Here is a 16,828-nt window from a genome sequence, read left to right as displayed (position 1 = left end):
AGGTCACTCCCCGGCCAGCAGCGCGACCGGGTCGAGGGTCTCGTCGCCCTTGCTCCAGTTGCACGGGCACAGCTCGTCGGTCTGCAGGGCGTCCAGGACCCGCAGGACCTCCTTGGGGTTACGGCCGACGGAACCGGCGGTCACCATGGAGAACTGGATCTCGTTGTTCTGGTCGACGATGAAGACGGCGCGCTTGGCGAAGCCGTCCTCGCCCTCGATGCCGAGGTCCCGCATCAGCTCGTGCTTCGAGTCCGCCATCATCGGGAACGGCAGGTCACGCAGGTCGTCGTGGTCCTTGCGCCAGGCGTGGTGGACGAACTCGGAGTCGCCGGAGAAGCCGAGGACCTGGGCGTCGCGGTCGGCGAACTCGTCGTTCAGCTTGCCGAAGGCGGCGATCTCGGTGGGGCACACGAAGGTGAAGTCCTTGGGCCAGGCGAAGACGACCTTCCACTTGCCCTCGTAGGTCTTGTGGTCGATCGTCTCGAACTCCTTGCCCTTCTCCAGCGAGACGCAGGCGGTCAGTTCGAACTCGGGGAACTTGTCACCGACAGTGAGCACGCGCACTCCTTGCAGCGAAGAAACACCCCAAATGCGAGTGTTTCCCATGGGTTGGACGCTCCTGATGTTGGCACAGAGTGCATTGATTAGTGAAATAGCTACACTCGGTCGTGTTGATCGGAGGTGGCTATCAGTGACGAGCCGGAAGAGGCAGCCCAGCCTCGCCCAGTTGCGGGCGTTCGCGGCGGTCGCCGAACACCTGCACTTCCGCGACGCCGCGGCCGCCATCGGCATGAGCCAGCCGGCGCTCTCGGGCGCCGTGTCCGCCCTGGAGGAGACACTCGGTGTCACCCTGCTGGAGCGGACCACCCGCAAGGTGCTGCTCTCGCCCGAGGGGGAGCGGCTCGCGGTGCGCGCCAAGGCGGTCCTCGCGGAGGTACGGGCGCTGCTGGAGGAGGCCGAGGCGGTGCGGGCCCCCTTCACGGGGGCGCTGCGGCTCGGCGCGATCCCGACCGTGGCACCCTACCTGCTGCCCGCCGTGCTGCGGCTCGTCCACGACCGCTACCCGGACCTCGACCTCCAGGTCCACGAGGAGCAGACCGCGAGCCTGCTGGAGGGGCTGACCTCGGGCCGGCTCGACCTGCTGCTGCTCGCGGTGCCGCTCGGTGTCGCCGGCGTCACCGAACTGCCCCTCTTCGACGAGGACTTCGTGCTCGTCACCCCGCTCGGCCACTGGCTCGGCGGTCGGGAGGGCATCCCGCGCGAGGCGCTGCGCGAGCTGAAGCTGCTCCTCCTGGACGAGGGGCACTGCCTGCGCGACCAGGCCCTGGACATCTGCCGGGAGGCCGGCCGGGCGGACGCGCGGGCGACCACCACGGCGGCCGGACTGTCGACCCTGGTCCAGCTCGTCGCCGGCGGACTCGGGGTGACACTGCTGCCGCGCACCGCGGTCCGCGTGGAGACCTCCCGCTCCAGCCGGCTGCTCACCGGCTCGTTCACCCCGCCGGCCCCCACCCGCCGGATCGCCCTCGCCATGCGCACCGGCGCGGCCCGCTCCGCGGAGTACGAGCAACTGGCGGCGGCCCTCAGGGAGGCGATGCGCGACCTGCCGGTCCGCATCGTCACGGACTGACGCCCCACCGCCGGGAGCCGGACGCGGGTGCGGGCCGGCGCGCGCCGCGCGCACCGGCCCGTACCCGCCGGCCGCAGGCCGGCGCGTACGCGGCTACTCCGTCCGCAGCCCCTCCGGGCGCATCAGCCGCAGCAGGGGCGGCAGGCTGAGCAGGGTCACCACCAGGACGACCGCGCCGCCGATGCCGGTCATGGCGAGCACGCTGCTCCAGTCGACGCGGACCGGTGTCCTCGTCATCTTCAGCAGCACCGCGCCGAGCGTCAGGCCCACCCCCGTCGCCAGCACCAGGCCGAGCGCGATGGGGATCGCCGTCTGCCACAGCACCGACAGGCCCAGCGTGCGGCGCCGGGTGCCGAAGGCGACCAGGGACGACAGCAGCTTGCGCCGCTCCCGCAACTGCTCCAGCTGCGAGACCAGCAGGCTCGCCCCGATCAGCGTCAGCACACAGGCGGCGCCCACGAAGAGGCCGGTGCGGAGGGCGCTGAAACGGTCGCTGCGCTCGGTGGCCGACCAGGTCATCGGGTACGTCATCGGGTCGAGGGACGCCGCGGTGTTGCGCACCCGGTCGTGCACGTCCGCCACCGACTCGTCCAGCCGCAGGTAGACGCTCCCGTCCAGGGCGGGGGCGGCGGCGGCCGGCATCGCCTTCCTGGTGACCAGGAAGCCGCCCCGGTCGATGCCGGCGAGCAGACCGCGCCGGGGGTCGGCGGCCTTCATGCCCCGCGGCAGCGTGAAGGGGACCGTCTGGCGCTCCTCCTCGTCGCCCTCGTACGCGGGGTCGAGGTACATCGTGCGCCCCGGCACCGCCAGCTCCTCCACGTCGACGTCCACGTCGTAGTCCGCGCCGCGGACGTAGAAGGTGTCGCCGTCCTCGCAGGAGGGGAGCGTGGCGACCATGCGCAGCGAGACGCAGTCGCCGACGGTGAGGGTGGTGCCGGACTCCGGGTCGCGGGCGCGGTCGCCCATCCAGCCCTCGGACAGCGCGTACGCGGCCGTCACGCCCTCGGTGCCGGCGAGCCGTTCGGCGGCGGGGTCGAGCGGCACGTGCCGCGGGACGCCCACCTCCATCTGGGCGAGTGACACCTCCTGCCCGGTGGAGCGGGTGTACTGGCCGTCGACGCCCGAGAAGAGCATCTGGAGCGCGATCGCCCCGGCGACGGCCACCGCGATGCCGTTGACCATGCGGGCCGCCGTGCCGCTGCTGAGCTGGAGGCGGCGCACCGCCAACTGCCAGGAGACGCCGCCGGTGCCGAGCCGGGCGACGACCGCCTCGACGACCCAGGGCAGCAGCGCGGTCACCCCGATCAGCAGGGACATGACGCCGATGGTCACCAGGTACTGGTTGAACTCCCCGTTGTCCCGGCCCATCCCCGTCATCGGGACGAGCAGGGCCAGCCCGCCGAGCGGCAGCAGCAGCCGCCACCACAGCCGGCGCCGGGCCGGACGGGCGGCGCGCACCACGCCGAGCGGTTCGATGACGACCCCGCGCAGCGCGAACAGGGTCACCAGCACCGCCGCGGCCGGCACCGCCACCGCGACCAGGAGGGCCAGCAGGGGCGACGGGTTGAGGTAACTGGGGAAGACGCTCACGTCGAACACGACGGCGTTGCCCGCGAGCCGGCGCCCGAGCAGGAAGAAGCCGGTGCCGAAGACCAGGCCGAGGACCGCCCCCGCCAGGGCCTCGCCGGCCGCGATGCGCCGTGTCATCCCGCCGTCGGCGCCCACCAGCCGCAGCGCCGCGAGCCGCCGGTCGCGCCGTTCGCCGCCGAAGCGGACGGCCGTGGCGATGAACACCGCGACGGGCAGCAGCAGCACCACGAAGACGACCAGGATGAGCAGGAGCAGCACCGGGTCGGGCGACTGCTCGCCCGGCTGACTGTCGCCGAACCGGTCGATCCGGCCGATGCGGCCGTTCATGTCCCGGCCGTCCTCCAGTTGGTCGGAGAGCCCGTCGAGGCCCCGGTAGTAGGCGAGTTCGGCGGAGCCGATCAGCCCGCTCTCCCCGATGGTGCCGGTGATCCGGTCGGGCAGGCGTTCGCGCAGCAGCGTGCCGGAGTCCGACTCCAGGAGCCGCTTCAGCGCGGGGGAGACCAGCATCTCGCCCGGGGCGGGGAACGTGTCCACGCCCGGCGGGAGCGGCGCCCGGGGGCCCTCCGGCTCCAGGGCGCGGCCCCGGATCGGCCGGTCGCGGAAGTCGCTGTCCAGTCGGGCGATGACCAGGGTGTCGGCGGCCTTCTCCAGCCCCTGGGTGCCGAAGGTGATGTCGACGCGGGCGGCCTCCCGCTCGTGCCGTACGGAGAGGGCGTTGGGCAGGGCCGTCGTCAGCAGCAGCAGGGCCACGCCGAGGCCGACGCCGACCGCCGTCAGCGTGGCGCGGGTCCAGCCCTCGCGTCCCCCGGTGACGGCGAAGCGGACGCCCATGGTCAGGTCGCGGGCCCAGCGGCGCACGCTCATACGGCGCGCTCCATGTCCCGGGACCTGCCGTCGCGGACGACGACCTCGCGGTCGGAGTAGGCGGCGACGCGCGCCTCGTGGGTGACGAGGACGACGGCGGCGTTGGTGGTGCGGGCGGCGTCCGTGAGCAGTTCCATGACGCGCTCGCCGTTGAGGGAGTCCAGGGCGCCGGTCGGCTCGTCGGCGAAGACGACGCGGGGTCCGGTCACCAGCGCCCGCGCCACGGCGACGCGCTGTCCCTGGCCGCCGGAGACCTCGCCCGGCCGCTTCCCGGCCAGGCCGTCGACCTCCAGCCGCTCCATCCAGGCGAGCGCGGCGCGCTCGGCCTCCTTGCGCGGGGTGCCGGTCAGGCGCAGCGGCAGGGCGACGTTCTCGACGCAGGTCAGCTCGGGCACGAGCTGGCCGAACTGGAAGACGAAGCCGAACTCGCTGCGGCGCAGGGCGCTGCGCTGGGCGTCGTTCATGGCGGACAGTTCCCGGCCCTGGTAGAGGATCGTGCCGGAGTCGGGCGGCACGATGCCGGCCAGGCAGTGCAGCAGCGTCGACTTGCCGGAGCCGGAGGGGCCCATGACGGCGACGACCTCGCCGGGGTGGATGGAGAACGAGGCGCCGTCGAGGGCCATGGTGGGGCCGTACGCCTTGCACAGGCCCTCGGCGGAGAGCAGGGAACCTTCGGGCGCGGTCATGGGGCCACCGTTTCGCGGAGTTTGTCGAGGCGCGCGGCGGTCAGTTCCAGCCAGCGCAGGTCGGCTTCGAGGTGGAACAGGGCGTGGTCGCAGATGAGCTGGTCGGCGAGGTCGCCCCTGCGCTTGCGGTCGGTGAGCACGCGCATGTTGCGCAGGTGCTCGGAGCGCTGGGTGTCGAGGACGTCGGCGGCGTCGCGGTGGGTGAGCAGCGCGAGGACGACCTTGGTGTACAGGGTCGAGTGGAGGTACGGCTCGGGCTTCTCCGGTGTGGCGAGCCAGCGCTGCACGTCGGTGACGCCGGCGTCGGTGATCGCGTACCGCTTGCGTTCGGGACCGCCGCCGGTCTCGATGCCGTCGACGACGACGAGGCCGTTCTTCAGGAGGCGGGACATGGTCGAGTAGACCTGGCCGTAGTGGAGCGGCCGGTCCTGGCCGAATTTCTCGTCGAAGGCGCGTTTGAGGTCGTAGCCGTGGCGCGGCCCGGACTCCAGGAGACCGAGGAGGGTGTGACCGATGGACATGCACCGCACTCTACACACGGTGTATACGCCGAGTGTATACGTGGGGCGCGGAGGGCGGAGCGCACCGTGCCGGCCAGGGGTCCCGGGCGGGTGACGCCCCTGGTGGGGGGTGGTTGTCACAGTCCTGTCACAGGGATCCGCGGGTCCGCTCCCGCCCGGCGCGGGGAGGGCGTCGCGCCCGGCGCCGCGGACACGCGGAAGGGCGGGCTCCCCGGACGGGAGCCCGCCCTTCCCCTCGCCGCGCTCGCCGCGTCTACCGCGCCGGAGGCGGTCCCGGGTTCCCCGGGGGCCGGCCGCGGCGGGGCAGCGGACCGGCGTCGCCGGGCAGGCGGCCGGCCTCCGAGAGCGCCCGGCGCAGCAGGAACTCGATCTGTGCGTTGGCCGAGCGCAGTTCGTCGCCGGCCCAGCGGGCCAGTGCCTCGTACACCTGCGGGTCCAGCCGCAGCAGCACCTGCTTGCGCTGCTGGGGCCGGCGCCGCGGGGACGGTTCCTCGGAGGGGGCCGTCACTGGTAGAGCGTCCCGGTGTTCACGATCGGCTGGGCGGAGCGGTCACCGCACAGCACGACCATCAGGTTGGAGACCATCGCCGCCTTGCGTTCGGCGTCCATCTCCACGATGCCCTCCTCGGTGATCCGGGCGAGCGCCGCCTCGACCATGCCGACCGCCCCGTCGACGATCTGGCGCCGTGCCGCCACCACCGCGCCGGCCTGCTGGCGCTGGAGCATCGCCGAGGCGATCTCCGGGGCGTAGGCGAGGTGCGTGAAGCGGGACTCGATGATCTGCACCCCGGCCGCCTCCACGCGCGCGTGCAGTTCGACCGCGAGCTTCTCGGTGATCTCCTCGGCGTTGCCGCGCAGCGAGAGGCCGTCCTCCTCGTGGGCGTCGTAGGGGTACTCGATGGCGATGTGCCGCACGGCCGCCTCGGTCTGCGTGGAGACGAACTCGACGTAGTCGTCGACCTCGAAGGTGGCCTGCGCGGTGTCCTCGACCCGCCAGACCACCACGGCGGCCAGTTCGATCGGGTTGCCGTAGGCGTCGTTCACCTTGAGGACGGCCGTCTCGTGGTTGCGCACGCGGGTCGAGATCTTGGTGCGCTGGGTGAAGGGGTTGACCCAGCGCAGGCCGTCCTGGCGGATCGTGCCCCGGTACCGGCCGAAGAGCTGGACCACCCGGGCCTCGCCCGGCGCGACCATGTTCAGCCCGCACATGGCGAGGAAGGCGGCCAGCGCGACCAGGATGCCCACCACGATCAGCGCGGCCTTGGCGCCGGTGGCGTCGACCGCCGCGGTGGTCGCGATCAGGCCGGCGCCGACCAGCAGTCCGACCAGGCCGAGCAGCAGGGCGAGTCCGCCGCCGATGCTCTGCGCCTGCGTCTCCCGCACGCGCGGGGCGGGCATCTGGGGCACGTCCGCGGTGGCCTGCGGGGTCTCGGGTGTGGACATGGGTTCCCCCGTTCTCGTGCGGCGTGCCGGTGGCAGGGCGCACGTCGGTGTTCGCCTAGCTCGTTATTGGCTAAGTGATATCACTTTAGCGGACGACGGCAACCCCGCGCCCCTCTCGGACGTCGGTTCCACAGGGAGGGGTGCTGATTCTCACGTCCGCACAAGGGGGGATCGGCAGGGCTTTGTCGCATCTCCCGGTGTTAGCTTTCTGAGCTGACCTGAGCGCCGAACCTGTGTGACGCGTGTGCACACATGACCGAAGCGGAGCGGATCGGACCATGGGACGAGCGGAAGAGAGAAGAGCGCGACAGCGCGCCGGTCGCCGCGCGGCGACCGGGCACCGCTCGTCGGCGGCGGGCGGACGCGGCCGGATACGGCGGCTGTTCACCTGGAAGAAGATGGTGGGCGGCTTCCTCGGCCTCTGCCTGCTCGGCATGGGCGCCTTCATCGTCCTCTACATGGTCATCTCGATCCCCGAGGGGAACGCGGACGCCCAGCGCCAGGGCAACACCTACCAGTACAGCGACGGCTCGATCATGGCCCGCAAGGGCTACAACCGGGAGATCGTCGACCTGGCCAAGGTCCCCAAGGACGTCCAGCACACCTTCGTCGCCGCCGAGAACAAGAGCTTCTACCAGGACGCCGGCGTCGACCTGAAGGGCACCGCCCGCGGACTGCTCAACACCTTCTCCGGCAAGGGCGCGCAGGGCGGCTCGACCATCACCCAGCAGTACGTCAAGAACTACTACCTGACGCAGGACCAGACCGTCTCGCGCAAGCTGAAGGAACTGGTCATCTCGCTCAAGCTGGACCGCGAGAAGTCCAAGGACTACATCCTCGCCGGCTACATCAACACCAGCTACTACGGCCGCGGCGCCTACGGCATCCAGGCCGCCGCGCAGGCGTACTACCGCGTCGACGCCAAGGACCTGACGGTCGAGCAGGGCGCCTACCTCGCCGCGCTGCTCCAGGCGCCCAGCCAGTACGACTGGGCGAACGCCAGCGACACGGGCAAGAAGCTCGTCCAGGAGCGCTGGAACTACGTCCTGGACAACATGGTCGGCCAGAAGTGGCTCGACGCCTCCGCCCGGCAGTCGATGACCTTCCCCGTGCCCGAGGAACCGAAGGCCGCCCCCGGCATGGAGGGCCAGACCGGCTACCTGGTCGAGGCCGCCAACACCGCGCTCACCCGGCAACTCGTCGCCCAGGGCACCGCCGAGGACACCAAGCAGGCCGAGGCGATGGTCGAGGCCGGCGGCTGGACCGTCAAGCTCAACATCGACAAGAAGAAGCAGACCGCGCTGGAGAAGGCCGTCAGGGAACAGCTCACCGCCAAGCTGGACCCGGAGCAGCGCGAGGTCGACGCGAACGTGCAGGCCGGCGCCGTCTCCGTCGACCCGAAGACGGGCGCGGTCGTCGCGATGTACGGCGGCGTGGACTACGTCAAGCACTTCCGCAACAACGCCACCCGCGACGACTACCAGCCCGCCTCCACCTTCAAGCCGGTCATCCTGGCCGCCGCCGTCGACGAGGACGCCGAGACCCAGGACGCCGTGCCCATCACCGCCAGCACCCTCTACGACGGCACCAGCAAGCGCCCCGTGGTGGAGAACGGCCGCGAGGTCGGCTTCGCCCCGGAGAACGAGGACGACGTCGACTACGGCGACGTCACCGTCCAGGAGGCGATGAACAAGTCCGTCAACTCCGTCTTCGCGCAGATGGGCGTCGACGTCGGCATGCGCGAGGTGGTCGACGTCGCCGGCAAGCTCGGCATGGAGACCGAGGGCATGGAGGCCGTGCCCGCCCAGACCCTCGGCAGCATGGGCGCGAGCCCCCTGGAGATGGCCGGCGTCTACGCCACCCTCGACAACCACGGCCGCAAGGTCACCCCGGCCGTCGTCAAGTCCGTCGAGCACGCCTCCCGCAGCGTGCAGTTCCCCGACCCCGTGGGGGAACGCGTCATCAGCCGCGAGGCCGCCGACACGGTGACCTCCGTCCTGACCGGCGTCGTCGACGACGGCACCGCCAAGCGGTCCGTGCGCGACAACCCGCTGCGGCGCGGCCAGCAGGTCGCCGGCAAGACCGGCACCTCCGACAACAACAAGTCGGCCTGGTTCACCGGCTTCACCCCCGACCTCGTCACCTCCGTCGGCCTCTTCGGCGAGGACGCCAAGACCTTCGCCCAGGTCCCGATGTACAAGGCGGGCGGCCAGCCCCGCGTCAACGGCGGCGGCTTCCCGGCGCAGATCTGGGCCGCGTACACCTTCGGCGTGATGGACGAGGTCAGCCGGTTCGACCTGGAGACCAAGCAGGGCGCGGCGGTCGAGCCCAGCAGCTCGCCCTCCCCCTCCACCTCGCCCTCCCAGTCCCCCACGGAGGACGAGACGGAGGAGGAGACGCCGCCGGAGGACGAGACGTCCCCGCAGCCGCCGTCCGACGAGGAGAGCGGCGGCCTGCCCTCCCAGCCGTCCACGACCACCTCGCCGTCCGGCACGCCCAGCGGCGAACCGCCCTCCGACGGCGCCTCCCCGGACGACCCGCTGATCCCCGGGACCGAGCAGGACCGCGGCGGCCCGTAGCGAAGCGGCCCGCACGACGGTGAGGGGGCGTCCGGTGGACCACCACCGGACGCCCCCTCACCGTCCGCGGACCGGCTCCCCGCCGCTCAGCCGCGGTTCAGCTCGAACCACACCACCTTGCCCGTGCTCAGCCGGGTCGCGCCCCAGCGCCGGGCCATCCGGTTCACCAGGTAGAGTCCGCGCCCGCCCTCGTCCGTGGCCCGCGCCTGCCGCAGCCGCGGCAACTGCGGCACGTCGTCGCCGACCTCGCAGCGCAGCACGTCCGTGCGCAGCAGCCGCAGCGTCACCGGCCGCGTCGCGTACCGCACCGCGTTGGTCACCACCTCGCTGACCAGCAGCTCCACCGAGTCCGTCAGCTCCTCCATGCCCCAGCGGGCGAGCGTCCTGCGGGCCAGGCGGCGGGCCCGGCCGGGCGCCGCGTCCTCCGGCTCCAGGTACCAGTACGCCACGTCGCTCGGCGCGATCCCGTCGAAACGGGCCGCGAGCAGCGCGATGTCGTCGTCCCGGTCGCCCGGCCCGAGCATGTCCAGCACCTCGTCGCACAGGGCCTCCAGCGGCGGGGGATGGTCCGGCCCGGTGAGCCGCGCGGTCGCGGCGAGCCGTTCCCGCAGTTGCTCGATGCCCGTCCACACGTCCCGCAGCCGCGACTCCACCAGCCCGTCGGTGTAGAAGAGCAGCGTCGCCCCGGCCGGGGCGTCCAGGTCCACCGCCTCGAAGTCGACCCCGCCCACACCGATCGGGGCGCCCGCCGGCACCCGCAGCACCTCCGCCCGGCCCCCCAGGTGCAGCAGGACCGGCGGCGGATGCCCGGCGTTGGCCACCGTGATCCGGTGCGAGACCGGGTCGTACACCGCGTACAGGCAGGTCGCCATCCGGTCCGGGCCGAGCCGCTGGGCCTGCTCGTCCAGGTGGTGCAGCACCTCCTGCGGCGGCAGGTCCAGCCCGGCCAGGGTCTGCGCCGTGGTCCGCAACTGGCCCATGATCGCCGCCGACGTCATGGAGTGCCCCATCACGTCCCCGACCACCAGCGCCACCCGGCTGCCCGGCAGCGGGATCGCGTCGTACCAGTCGCCGCCCACCCGCGCCGTCTCGGCCGCCGGCAGGTAGCGCGAGGCCAGCCGCACGCCCGTGCAGCGCGGCAGGTTCTCCGGAAGCATCGTGCGCTGCAACTCGTCGGCGATGTACGCCTCCCGCCCGTACAGCACCGCCTTGTCGATACCGAGCGCGCTGTGCGTGGCGAGCTGCGCCGCCACCAGCAGGTCGTCCGCCTCGAACGGGGTGCGCTCCGGACCGCGCAGGAACAGCGCCGCACCGATCACCCGGCGCCGGCCGCGCAGCGGCGCGAGGATCGCGGCCCGGCCGCCGGGCACCGCGAACTCGCTGCCCTCGCCGAGCAGTTCCGGCAGAGCGGCACGGGCCGAGGGGGTGTCCGTGAAGACCGGCCGCACCCCGCGCAGCACCTCCGCCAGCGCGCTGCCCGGCCGCACCTCGCACCGCTCGGCGCCGACCGTCTCCAACTCGGACGGCTCGGGCTGCACCGCGGGCATGAAACCGCCCTCGGTGTCCCGTTCGGCCGGTATGCGGTCGGTGCGCCGCAGCCGCAGCACCAGCGGACCGGTGGGCCGCTCGTCGCCGACCGGCAGCGGTTCGCGCAGATAGACGAGGATCGCGTCGGCGAAGGTGGGCACGGTCGCCCGGCACAGCCCCATCACGATCTCGTCGAGGTCCATGCCCCGCGCGATCCGCCGGGTGGCGGCGCCCACGAACCGCAGCCGGTCCCCGTCGCGGCGCATCGGCGTCGGCCGCCCCGGGCCGAGCGGCCGGCCCGTGCGCCGGTCCGGCTCCGCGGACGCGGCGCGCCGCCCGCCGTCGCTGAGGGCGCCCGGCTGGGGCGGCACCGTCTCCGGCGCGGGCCGGGGCCGGTGCGTGTCCGGATCACCGGAGTGCTCGGCGCCCGGCTGGGCGTGCTCGAAGTCCCCGGCCGGGACGGCGCCCTGGGCCTCGCCGGGACGGCCCTGGGCCGGTAACGCGGCGCTCTCGGGGTCCCTCGGCGCCACCGGGGGACGCAGGAACGCCCCGCGCGGGTCCGCGGGGTCGGTGCCCGCCGGGGACCGGTCGAAGGAGGTCGGGTGCTCCGTCACGCGTGTCGCATCCATCCGTCCGGGACTGCGCGCGGCGCGTGCAGTACGTCCCGCGGAAACGCCGCTGCCCGGAACACGTGCCCCGGGAACGGGATTCCCGCCTGCTGGGAGGCGGTTGCCCCGCCACCGGCGGGCCGGCCGCGGCCGCGTCCCGTGATGCCCTCGTACCTCTCGCTCACGTCCTGCCGCCCCTCGGTGACGATCGGTCAAGCACAGTGCGCGCTCCGCCGGTTGCCGCTTCCGCAGACCTTGCGGAGGACGATCCTACGTTTCCTGCCCGGGGGCTCATCAAGAGTCTCACGAGGCCGCCCGCGCGGGTACGCGGTCCCAGTCCCCGGGGAGCGACGGTACCGCCCAGGACGGATCGGGTCGCCAGTGTTCCCAGCCGTCCGAGAACGGATGTCCCCAGGCGCGGATCACCTCGACGGCGTGCCGGCCCGCCGCCCGCACCCGCCCGGCCTGCGCCGCGTCCATCAGCCGGTCCCGCTGGGCCTGGGCGAACTCGTCCTCGTCGTGCCACCGCCAGCCGCGGTCCGGCTGGACGGAGATGTCCAGGAAGTGGTCCTCGGAGTCGACCCCGCCCGACCAGCGGGCCAGGGGCTCCTCCAGGTTCACGTACCAGTTCCTGAACCGCCAGCCCGGTTCCCAGAACAGCCACACCGACCAGGGCTCGCCGGGCCGGGCCAGCTTGAGCACGCCGGTGCCGAACCAGCGGTCGCGGCGCACGGTCCGCGGCCTCGTGTAGCGCGAGGCCAGCGGCTCCAGGTGGACGGGCGTGCCGTCGGCCAGCACCGGCTTGACGCACTCGGTGCCCGGTGCCAGCCACACGGCGAGCAGGTCGGCGTCGTCCCGGACCACCGTCACGGGGCGGGCGATGTGGATGTGCCGCCCGCCGTTCTCCCGGTAACGCCACAGGATCGGGCTCCCGGGCGCCCAGAAGGCCGCGGGGGGCGTCCCCGCCGAGGGGGACGCCGTACCGCCCGCCTGTGCCGCCGTGCTCACCGTCTCGCCGTCTGCCATGGACAGATATTAGGTGCACCGGGCACGCGGTGACGTGGTACCGGCACCGCGAAGGGGTCGCTCGCGAGCGCTCCCGGCGGCGCCGCGCCCCGCGCGCGCCGTCACGGGCCGGCCGCGCGCGCCGTCACGGGCGGGTCATGCGCAGGACGTCCAGGGCCTCGTCCAGTTGCTCCGCGGTGAGGTCGCCGCGCTCGACGTACCCGCCGTCCAGGACGACCTGGCGGATCGTCTTCCGTTCGGCCAGCGCCCTCTTGGCGATCCGGGCGGCCTCCTCGTAGCCCACGTACCGGTTGAGCGGGGTGACGACGGAGGGGGAGGACTCGGCGTACTCGCGGGCGCGCTCGCGGTGGGCGACGACGCCGTCCACCGTGCGGTCGGCCAGCAGCCGGGAGGCGTTGGCGAGCAGCCGGACGGACTCCAGGACGTTCTTGGCGATGACCGGCAGCATGACGTTCAGTTCGAAGTTGCCGGACGCCCCGGCGGTGGTGACGGCCACGTCGTTGCCGATCACCTGGGCGGCGACCATGAGCACCGCCTCCGGCACCACCGGGTTCACCTTGCCCGGCATGATCGACGAGCCCGGCTGGAGGTCGGGCAGGGAGATCTCCGCGAGGCCGGTGCGCGGTCCGGAGGCCATCCACCGCAGGTCGTTGGCGATCTTCGTCAGGCCGACGGCGATGGTCCGCAACTGCCCGCTGGTCTCGACGACGCCGTCCCGCGCGCCCTGCGCCTCGAAGTGGTCGCGGGCCTCGGTGAGGGGCAGGCCGGTGGCGCGGGCGACCTCCTCGATGACGGCGGCGGAGAAGCCGGGCGGGGTGTTGATGCCGGTGCCGACCGCGGTGCCGCCCAGCGGCAGTTCGGCCAGCCGCGGCAGCGAGGCCTCGAGCCGTTCGACGCCGTAGCGCACCTGGGCCGCGTACCCGCCGAACTCCTGGCCCAGGGTGACCGGTGTGGCGTCCATGAGGTGGGTCCGCCCGGCCTTGACCACGTCGGCGAACTCCGCGGCCTTGCGCTCCAGCGCGGTGGCGAGGTGGTCCAGCGCCGGGATCAGGTCCCGGGTGACGGCGGCGGTGGCGGCGATGTGCAGGGAGGACGGGAAGACGTCGTTGGACGACTGGGAGGCGTTGACGTGGTCGTTGGGGTGCACGTCCCGGCCGAGCCGCTCGGTGGCGAGGGTGGCGATCACCTCGTTGGCGTTCATGTTGGACGAGGTGCCCGAGCCGGTCTGGAACACGTCGACCGGGAAGTGGTCGTCCCACCGGCCGCCGGCGACCTCCCCGGCCGCCGACGCGATCGCCTCGGCGATGCCGGGGTCGAGCACGCCCAGCCGTGCGTTCACCGTCGCCGCGGCCCCCTTGATGTGGGCCAGCGCCTCGATGTGGGCCCGTTCGATCCGCTGCCCGGAGACGGGGAAGTTCTCGACGGCGCGCTGGGTCTGCGCCCGCCACTTGGCCTCGGCGGGGACCCGGACCTCGCCCATGGAGTCGTGCTCGATGCGGTAGTCGTTCATACCGGGTACAGCGCGCCGGGCCCCGGGGATGTTCCGGACCTGGGCCGAACGGGGGGCGGCCGGGACGCGGTTGCGCCCGCCGGAGGCGGCCGGGCCGGCCGGGACGACGCCCGCGCCGGGAACACGCGCCGGGCGCGCGGGAAGGGGGCGCGCGGGGAGGCGGCGGCCCCGGCCGGAGCGGACTCCGCCGGGGCCGCCCGCCGCCGTCAGGCGAGGTTGGGGCCCCGCACCGGGATGCTGGTGAACGTCGGCTGGGGTGCCGGGTCCTGGAAGAAGTCGTTGCCCTTGTCGTCGACGACGACGAACGCCGGGAAGTCCTCGACCTCGATCTTCCAGACGGCCTCCATGCCGAGTTCCTCGTACTCGACGACCTCGACCTTCTTGATGCAGTCCTGCGCCAGCCGGGCCGCCGGGCCGCCGATCGAGCCGAGGTAGAAGCCGCCGTGGGTGCCGCACGCCTCGGTGACCTGCTTGCTCCGGTTGCCCTTGGCCAGCATGACCTTGGAGCCGCCCGCCGCCTGGAACTGCTCCACGTAGGAGTCCATGCGGCCGGCCGTGGTCGGGCCGAAGGAACCCGACGCGTAGCCCTCGGGCGTCTTCGCCGGGCCCGCGTAGTACACCGGGTGGTCCTTGAGGTACTGCGGCATCTCCTCGCCCGCGTCCAGCCGCTCCTTGATCTTGGCGTGGGCGATGTCGCGGGCCACGACCAGCGGGCCGTTCAGCGACAGCCGGGTCTTGACCGGGTGCTTCGTCAGCTCGGCCAGGATGGCGTCCATCGGCTGGTTGAGGTCGATGCGGACGGCCTCGCCCTCGGTGTCGAGCTGCTCGTCCGTGGTCTCCGGCAGGAAGCGCGCCGGGTCGGTCTCCAGCTGCTCCAGGAACACGCCCTCGGCGGTGATCTTGGCGACGGCCTGGCGGTCCGCCGAGCAGGAGACCGCGAGCGCGACCGGGCAGGAGGCGCCGTGCCGGGGCAGGCGCACCACGCGCACGTCGTGGCAGAAGTACTTGCCGCCGAACTGCGCGCCGATGCCGATCCGCTGGGTCAGCTCGAAGACCTTCTGCTCCAGCTCCTTGTCCCGGAAGCCGTGGCCGAGCGGGGACCCCTCGGAGGGCACGTTGTCCAGGTAGTGCGCGGAGGCGTACTTCGCGGTCTTCAGCGCGTACTCGGCCGAGGTGCCGCCGACGACGATCGCCAGGTGGTACGGCGGGCAGGCGGCCGTGCCCAGCGAGCGGATCTTCTCCTCCAGGAAGGTCATCATGGAGGCTTCGTTCAGGACGGCCTTCGTCTCCTGGTAGAGGAAGCTCTTGTTGGCGGAGCCGCCGCCCTTCGCCATGAACAGGAACTTGTAGGCGTCCCCGTCGGTGGCGTACAGCTCGATCTGCGCCGGGAGGTTGGAGCCGGTGTTCCTCTCCTCCCACATGGTGAGCGGAGCCATCTGCGAGTAGCGCAGGTTCAGGGTCCGGTAGGCGTCGTAGATGCCGCGCGAGAGCGCTTCCTCGTCGCCGCCCGCCGTCAGCACGTTCTGCCCGCGCTTGCCCATGACGATCGCGGTGCCGGTGTCCTGGCACATGGGCAGCACGCCGGCCGCCGCGATGTTCGCGTTCTTCAGCAGGTCCAGCGCGACGAACTTGTCGTTGGCCGACGCCTCGGGGTCGTCGATGATGCGGCGGAGCTGGGCCAGGTGGGCGGGGCGGAGGTAGTGCTGGATGTCGTGGACGGCCTCCTCGGCCAGCTTGCGCAGCGCCTCGGGCTCCACCTTGAGGAACGTCCGGCCGCCGGCCTCGAAGGTGGAGACCCCCTCGGACGTCACCAGCCGGTACGGAGTGGTGTCCTCACCCTGGGGGAGCAGATCGGTGTACGCGAACTCAGGCATCTCGCCCATTCCTCACTCGACGGACGCGCGGCTGAATTCCTCAGCAACGACGGCTGGCCTCCCTCGGCAGCGCCCACCAGCGTAAAACCTCCGCCGCGCGGCCCGGCCGGTGAGGTAAGGCTCAGTAGGTTCACGACAACGTCGCCCACAGCCCCTGGTCGCGATCTATCGCGTTTCGGTACCCTGCTGCCGTGGACCTTCACAAGCACTCCCCAGCGCAGGACGCCGCCCCCGGCCCCCTCACGCCGAGCCCCTCCGAGCTGCGCGCCTCGGACGCCGACCGGGACCGCATCGCCGACATGCTGCGCGAGGCCCTGGCCGAGGGCAGGCTGACCGCGGAGGAGCACGCGGAGCGCGTCGAGGGGGTGCTCGCCGCCAAGACCGTCGGCGAGCTGGACGTCTTCGTGCGGGACCTGCCCGCCGCGCACGCCGGGCCCACCGCCGCCGCGGCCCCCGCCCCGCACCGCCCCGCCCCGGGCACCGTCCCCGCCGCCCCCGACGAGAACATGGTCGCGGTCTTCAGCAGCGCCGTCCGCAAGGGGCGCTGGCGGCCCGGCCGCCGCATCCACGCCTACGCCGTGTTCGGCAACGTGGAGATCGACCTGAGCGAGGCGGTCTTCGAGTACCGGCACGTCATGATCAAGGCCGTCTCGGTCTTCGGGAACGTCGAGGTCCGCGTCCCGGAGAACGTGTCGCTGCGCGGCACCGGCGGCGGCGTCCTCGGCAACTTCGAGGTCCACACCCTCGACTCGCCCGAGGCCGACGCCCCCGTGGTCTACGTGGACGGCTGGGCCGTGCTGGGCAACGTGGAGGCCCGGCCCAAGCGCGGCCGGCTCGTCGCGGACATCCTGGACCGCGTGCAGCGCAAGGTCGACAAGGGGCTGCGCAGGCATCTGGAGCGCTGACGGCCCCGGGGTTCCGCCCGCTCGCCGGCGGTGTGCGGCCCCGGTCCGGAACTCTGTGCATAGGC

General features: G+C 72.8%; 13 protein-coding genes. 3 read left to right on the top strand and 10 right to left on the bottom strand.

All coding sequences use genetic code 11. The features are described 5' to 3' along the window. Nucleotides 1-3: 3 nt before the first annotated feature. Complete coding sequence (locus VM636_RS10815; protein ID WP_030418999.1) at nucleotides 4-558, bottom strand: peroxiredoxin; 555 nt, start codon at nucleotides 556-558, stop codon at nucleotides 4-6. Between the two features lie 133 nt (nucleotides 559-691). Here VM636_RS10815 and VM636_RS10810 point away from each other — a divergent pair, with 133 nt between their 5' ends. After that, entirely contained in the window at nucleotides 692-1,630 is a 939-nt protein-coding gene (locus tag VM636_RS10810) for a LysR substrate-binding domain-containing protein (protein ID WP_030419000.1), read from the top strand. Nucleotides 1,631-1,723: 93 nt separating this feature from the next. On the opposite strand, the gene VM636_RS10805 is transcribed toward VM636_RS10810, so the two are convergent. The 5 genes from VM636_RS10805 to VM636_RS10785 all read right to left on the bottom strand — a co-directional run bounded on the left by VM636_RS10805 (nucleotide 1,724) and on the right by VM636_RS10785 (nucleotide 6,734). Continuing rightward, nucleotides 1,724-4,084 (bottom strand): ABC transporter permease, encoded by a 2,361-nt coding sequence (locus tag VM636_RS10805; protein ID WP_338484308.1) that lies wholly within the window; start codon nucleotides 4,082-4,084, stop codon nucleotides 1,724-1,726. Beyond that, nucleotides 4,081-4,770, bottom strand: coding sequence for an ABC transporter ATP-binding protein (locus VM636_RS10800; RefSeq protein WP_030419002.1), 690 nt, complete (start codon nucleotides 4,768-4,770; stop codon nucleotides 4,081-4,083). The genes VM636_RS10805 and VM636_RS10800 overlap by 4 nt, the downstream gene beginning before the upstream one ends. Then, complete coding sequence (locus VM636_RS10795) at nucleotides 4,767-5,291, bottom strand: PadR family transcriptional regulator (RefSeq protein WP_030419003.1); 525 nt, start codon at nucleotides 5,289-5,291, stop codon at nucleotides 4,767-4,769. The genes VM636_RS10800 and VM636_RS10795 overlap by 4 nt, the downstream gene beginning before the upstream one ends. A gap of 253 nt (nucleotides 5,292-5,544) precedes the next feature. Next, nucleotides 5,545-5,799 (bottom strand): hypothetical protein, encoded by a 255-nt coding sequence (locus VM636_RS10790; protein WP_030419004.1) that lies wholly within the window; start codon nucleotides 5,797-5,799, stop codon nucleotides 5,545-5,547. Then, complete coding sequence (locus VM636_RS10785; protein WP_338484307.1) at nucleotides 5,796-6,734, bottom strand: SPFH domain-containing protein; 939 nt, start codon at nucleotides 6,732-6,734, stop codon at nucleotides 5,796-5,798. The genes VM636_RS10790 and VM636_RS10785 overlap by 4 nt, the downstream gene beginning before the upstream one ends. Nucleotides 6,735-7,012: 278 nt before the next feature. Here VM636_RS10785 and VM636_RS10780 point away from each other — a divergent pair, with 278 nt between their 5' ends. Continuing rightward, on the top strand, nucleotides 7,013-9,313 hold the full coding sequence (locus tag VM636_RS10780; protein ID WP_338484306.1) for a transglycosylase domain-containing protein: 2,301 nt from the start codon (nucleotides 7,013-7,015) through the stop codon (nucleotides 9,311-9,313). Nucleotides 9,314-9,399: 86 nt separating this feature from the next. Here the strand turns inward: VM636_RS10780 and VM636_RS10775 are convergent, their stop codons facing one another. From VM636_RS10775 to VM636_RS10760, 4 genes are all read right to left on the bottom strand, one after another. Further along, entirely contained in the window at nucleotides 9,400-11,469 is a 2,070-nt protein-coding gene (locus VM636_RS10775) for a SpoIIE family protein phosphatase (RefSeq protein WP_053914482.1), read from the bottom strand. Between the two features lie 282 nt (nucleotides 11,470-11,751). Beyond that, nucleotides 11,752-12,474 (bottom strand): DUF402 domain-containing protein, encoded by a 723-nt coding sequence (locus tag VM636_RS10770; RefSeq protein ID WP_030419008.1) that lies wholly within the window; start codon nucleotides 12,472-12,474, stop codon nucleotides 11,752-11,754. A gap of 124 nt (nucleotides 12,475-12,598) precedes the next feature. Beyond that, complete coding sequence (locus tag VM636_RS10765; RefSeq protein WP_030419009.1) at nucleotides 12,599-13,984, bottom strand: class II fumarate hydratase; 1,386 nt, start codon at nucleotides 13,982-13,984, stop codon at nucleotides 12,599-12,601. A 206-nt stretch (nucleotides 13,985-14,190) separates the two neighbouring features. Then, complete coding sequence (locus VM636_RS10760; RefSeq protein WP_030419010.1) at nucleotides 14,191-15,867, bottom strand: fumarate hydratase; 1,677 nt, start codon at nucleotides 15,865-15,867, stop codon at nucleotides 14,191-14,193. A gap of 251 nt (nucleotides 15,868-16,118) precedes the next feature. Here VM636_RS10760 and VM636_RS10755 point away from each other — a divergent pair, with 251 nt between their 5' ends. Then, a complete protein-coding gene (locus tag VM636_RS10755; RefSeq protein WP_234312525.1) occupies nucleotides 16,119-16,763 on the top strand; it encodes a DUF1707 domain-containing protein in 645 nt (214 codons plus the stop codon). Nucleotides 16,764-16,828 lie beyond the last annotated feature (65 nt).

This window comes from Streptomyces sp. SCSIO 75703, assembly GCF_036607905.1.
Lineage (GTDB): Bacteria > Actinomycetota > Actinomycetes > Streptomycetales > Streptomycetaceae > Streptomyces.
This window is presented reverse-complemented; position numbering and strand designations above follow the sequence as displayed.

Bases quoted from the DNA above. Each gene is read 5' to 3' on its own strand.
- VM636_RS10805 (WP_338484308.1), bottom strand. From the start codon at position 4,084: ATGAGCGTGCGCCGCTGGGCCCGCGACCTGACCATGGGCGTCCGCTTC.
- VM636_RS10800 (WP_030419002.1), bottom strand. From the start codon at position 4,770: ATGACCGCGCCCGAAGGTTCCCTGCTCTCCGCCGAGGGCCTGTGCAAG.
- VM636_RS10795 (WP_030419003.1), bottom strand. From the start codon at position 5,291: ATGTCCATCGGTCACACCCTCCTCGGTCTCCTGGAGTCCGGGCCGCGC.
- VM636_RS10785 (WP_338484307.1), bottom strand. From the start codon at position 6,734: ATGTCCACACCCGAGACCCCGCAGGCCACCGCGGACGTGCCCCAGATG.
- VM636_RS10780 (WP_338484306.1), top strand. From the start codon at position 7,013: ATGGGACGAGCGGAAGAGAGAAGAGCGCGACAGCGCGCCGGTCGCCGC.
- VM636_RS10775 (WP_053914482.1), bottom strand. From the start codon at position 11,469: ATGGATGCGACACGCGTGACGGAGCACCCGACCTCCTTCGACCGGTCC.
- VM636_RS10770 (WP_030419008.1), bottom strand. From the start codon at position 12,474: ATGGCAGACGGCGAGACGGTGAGCACGGCGGCACAGGCGGGCGGTACG.
- VM636_RS10765 (WP_030419009.1), bottom strand. From the start codon at position 13,984: ATGAACGACTACCGCATCGAGCACGACTCCATGGGCGAGGTCCGGGTC.
- VM636_RS10760 (WP_030419010.1), bottom strand. From the start codon at position 15,867: ATGGGCGAGATGCCTGAGTTCGCGTACACCGATCTGCTCCCCCAGGGT.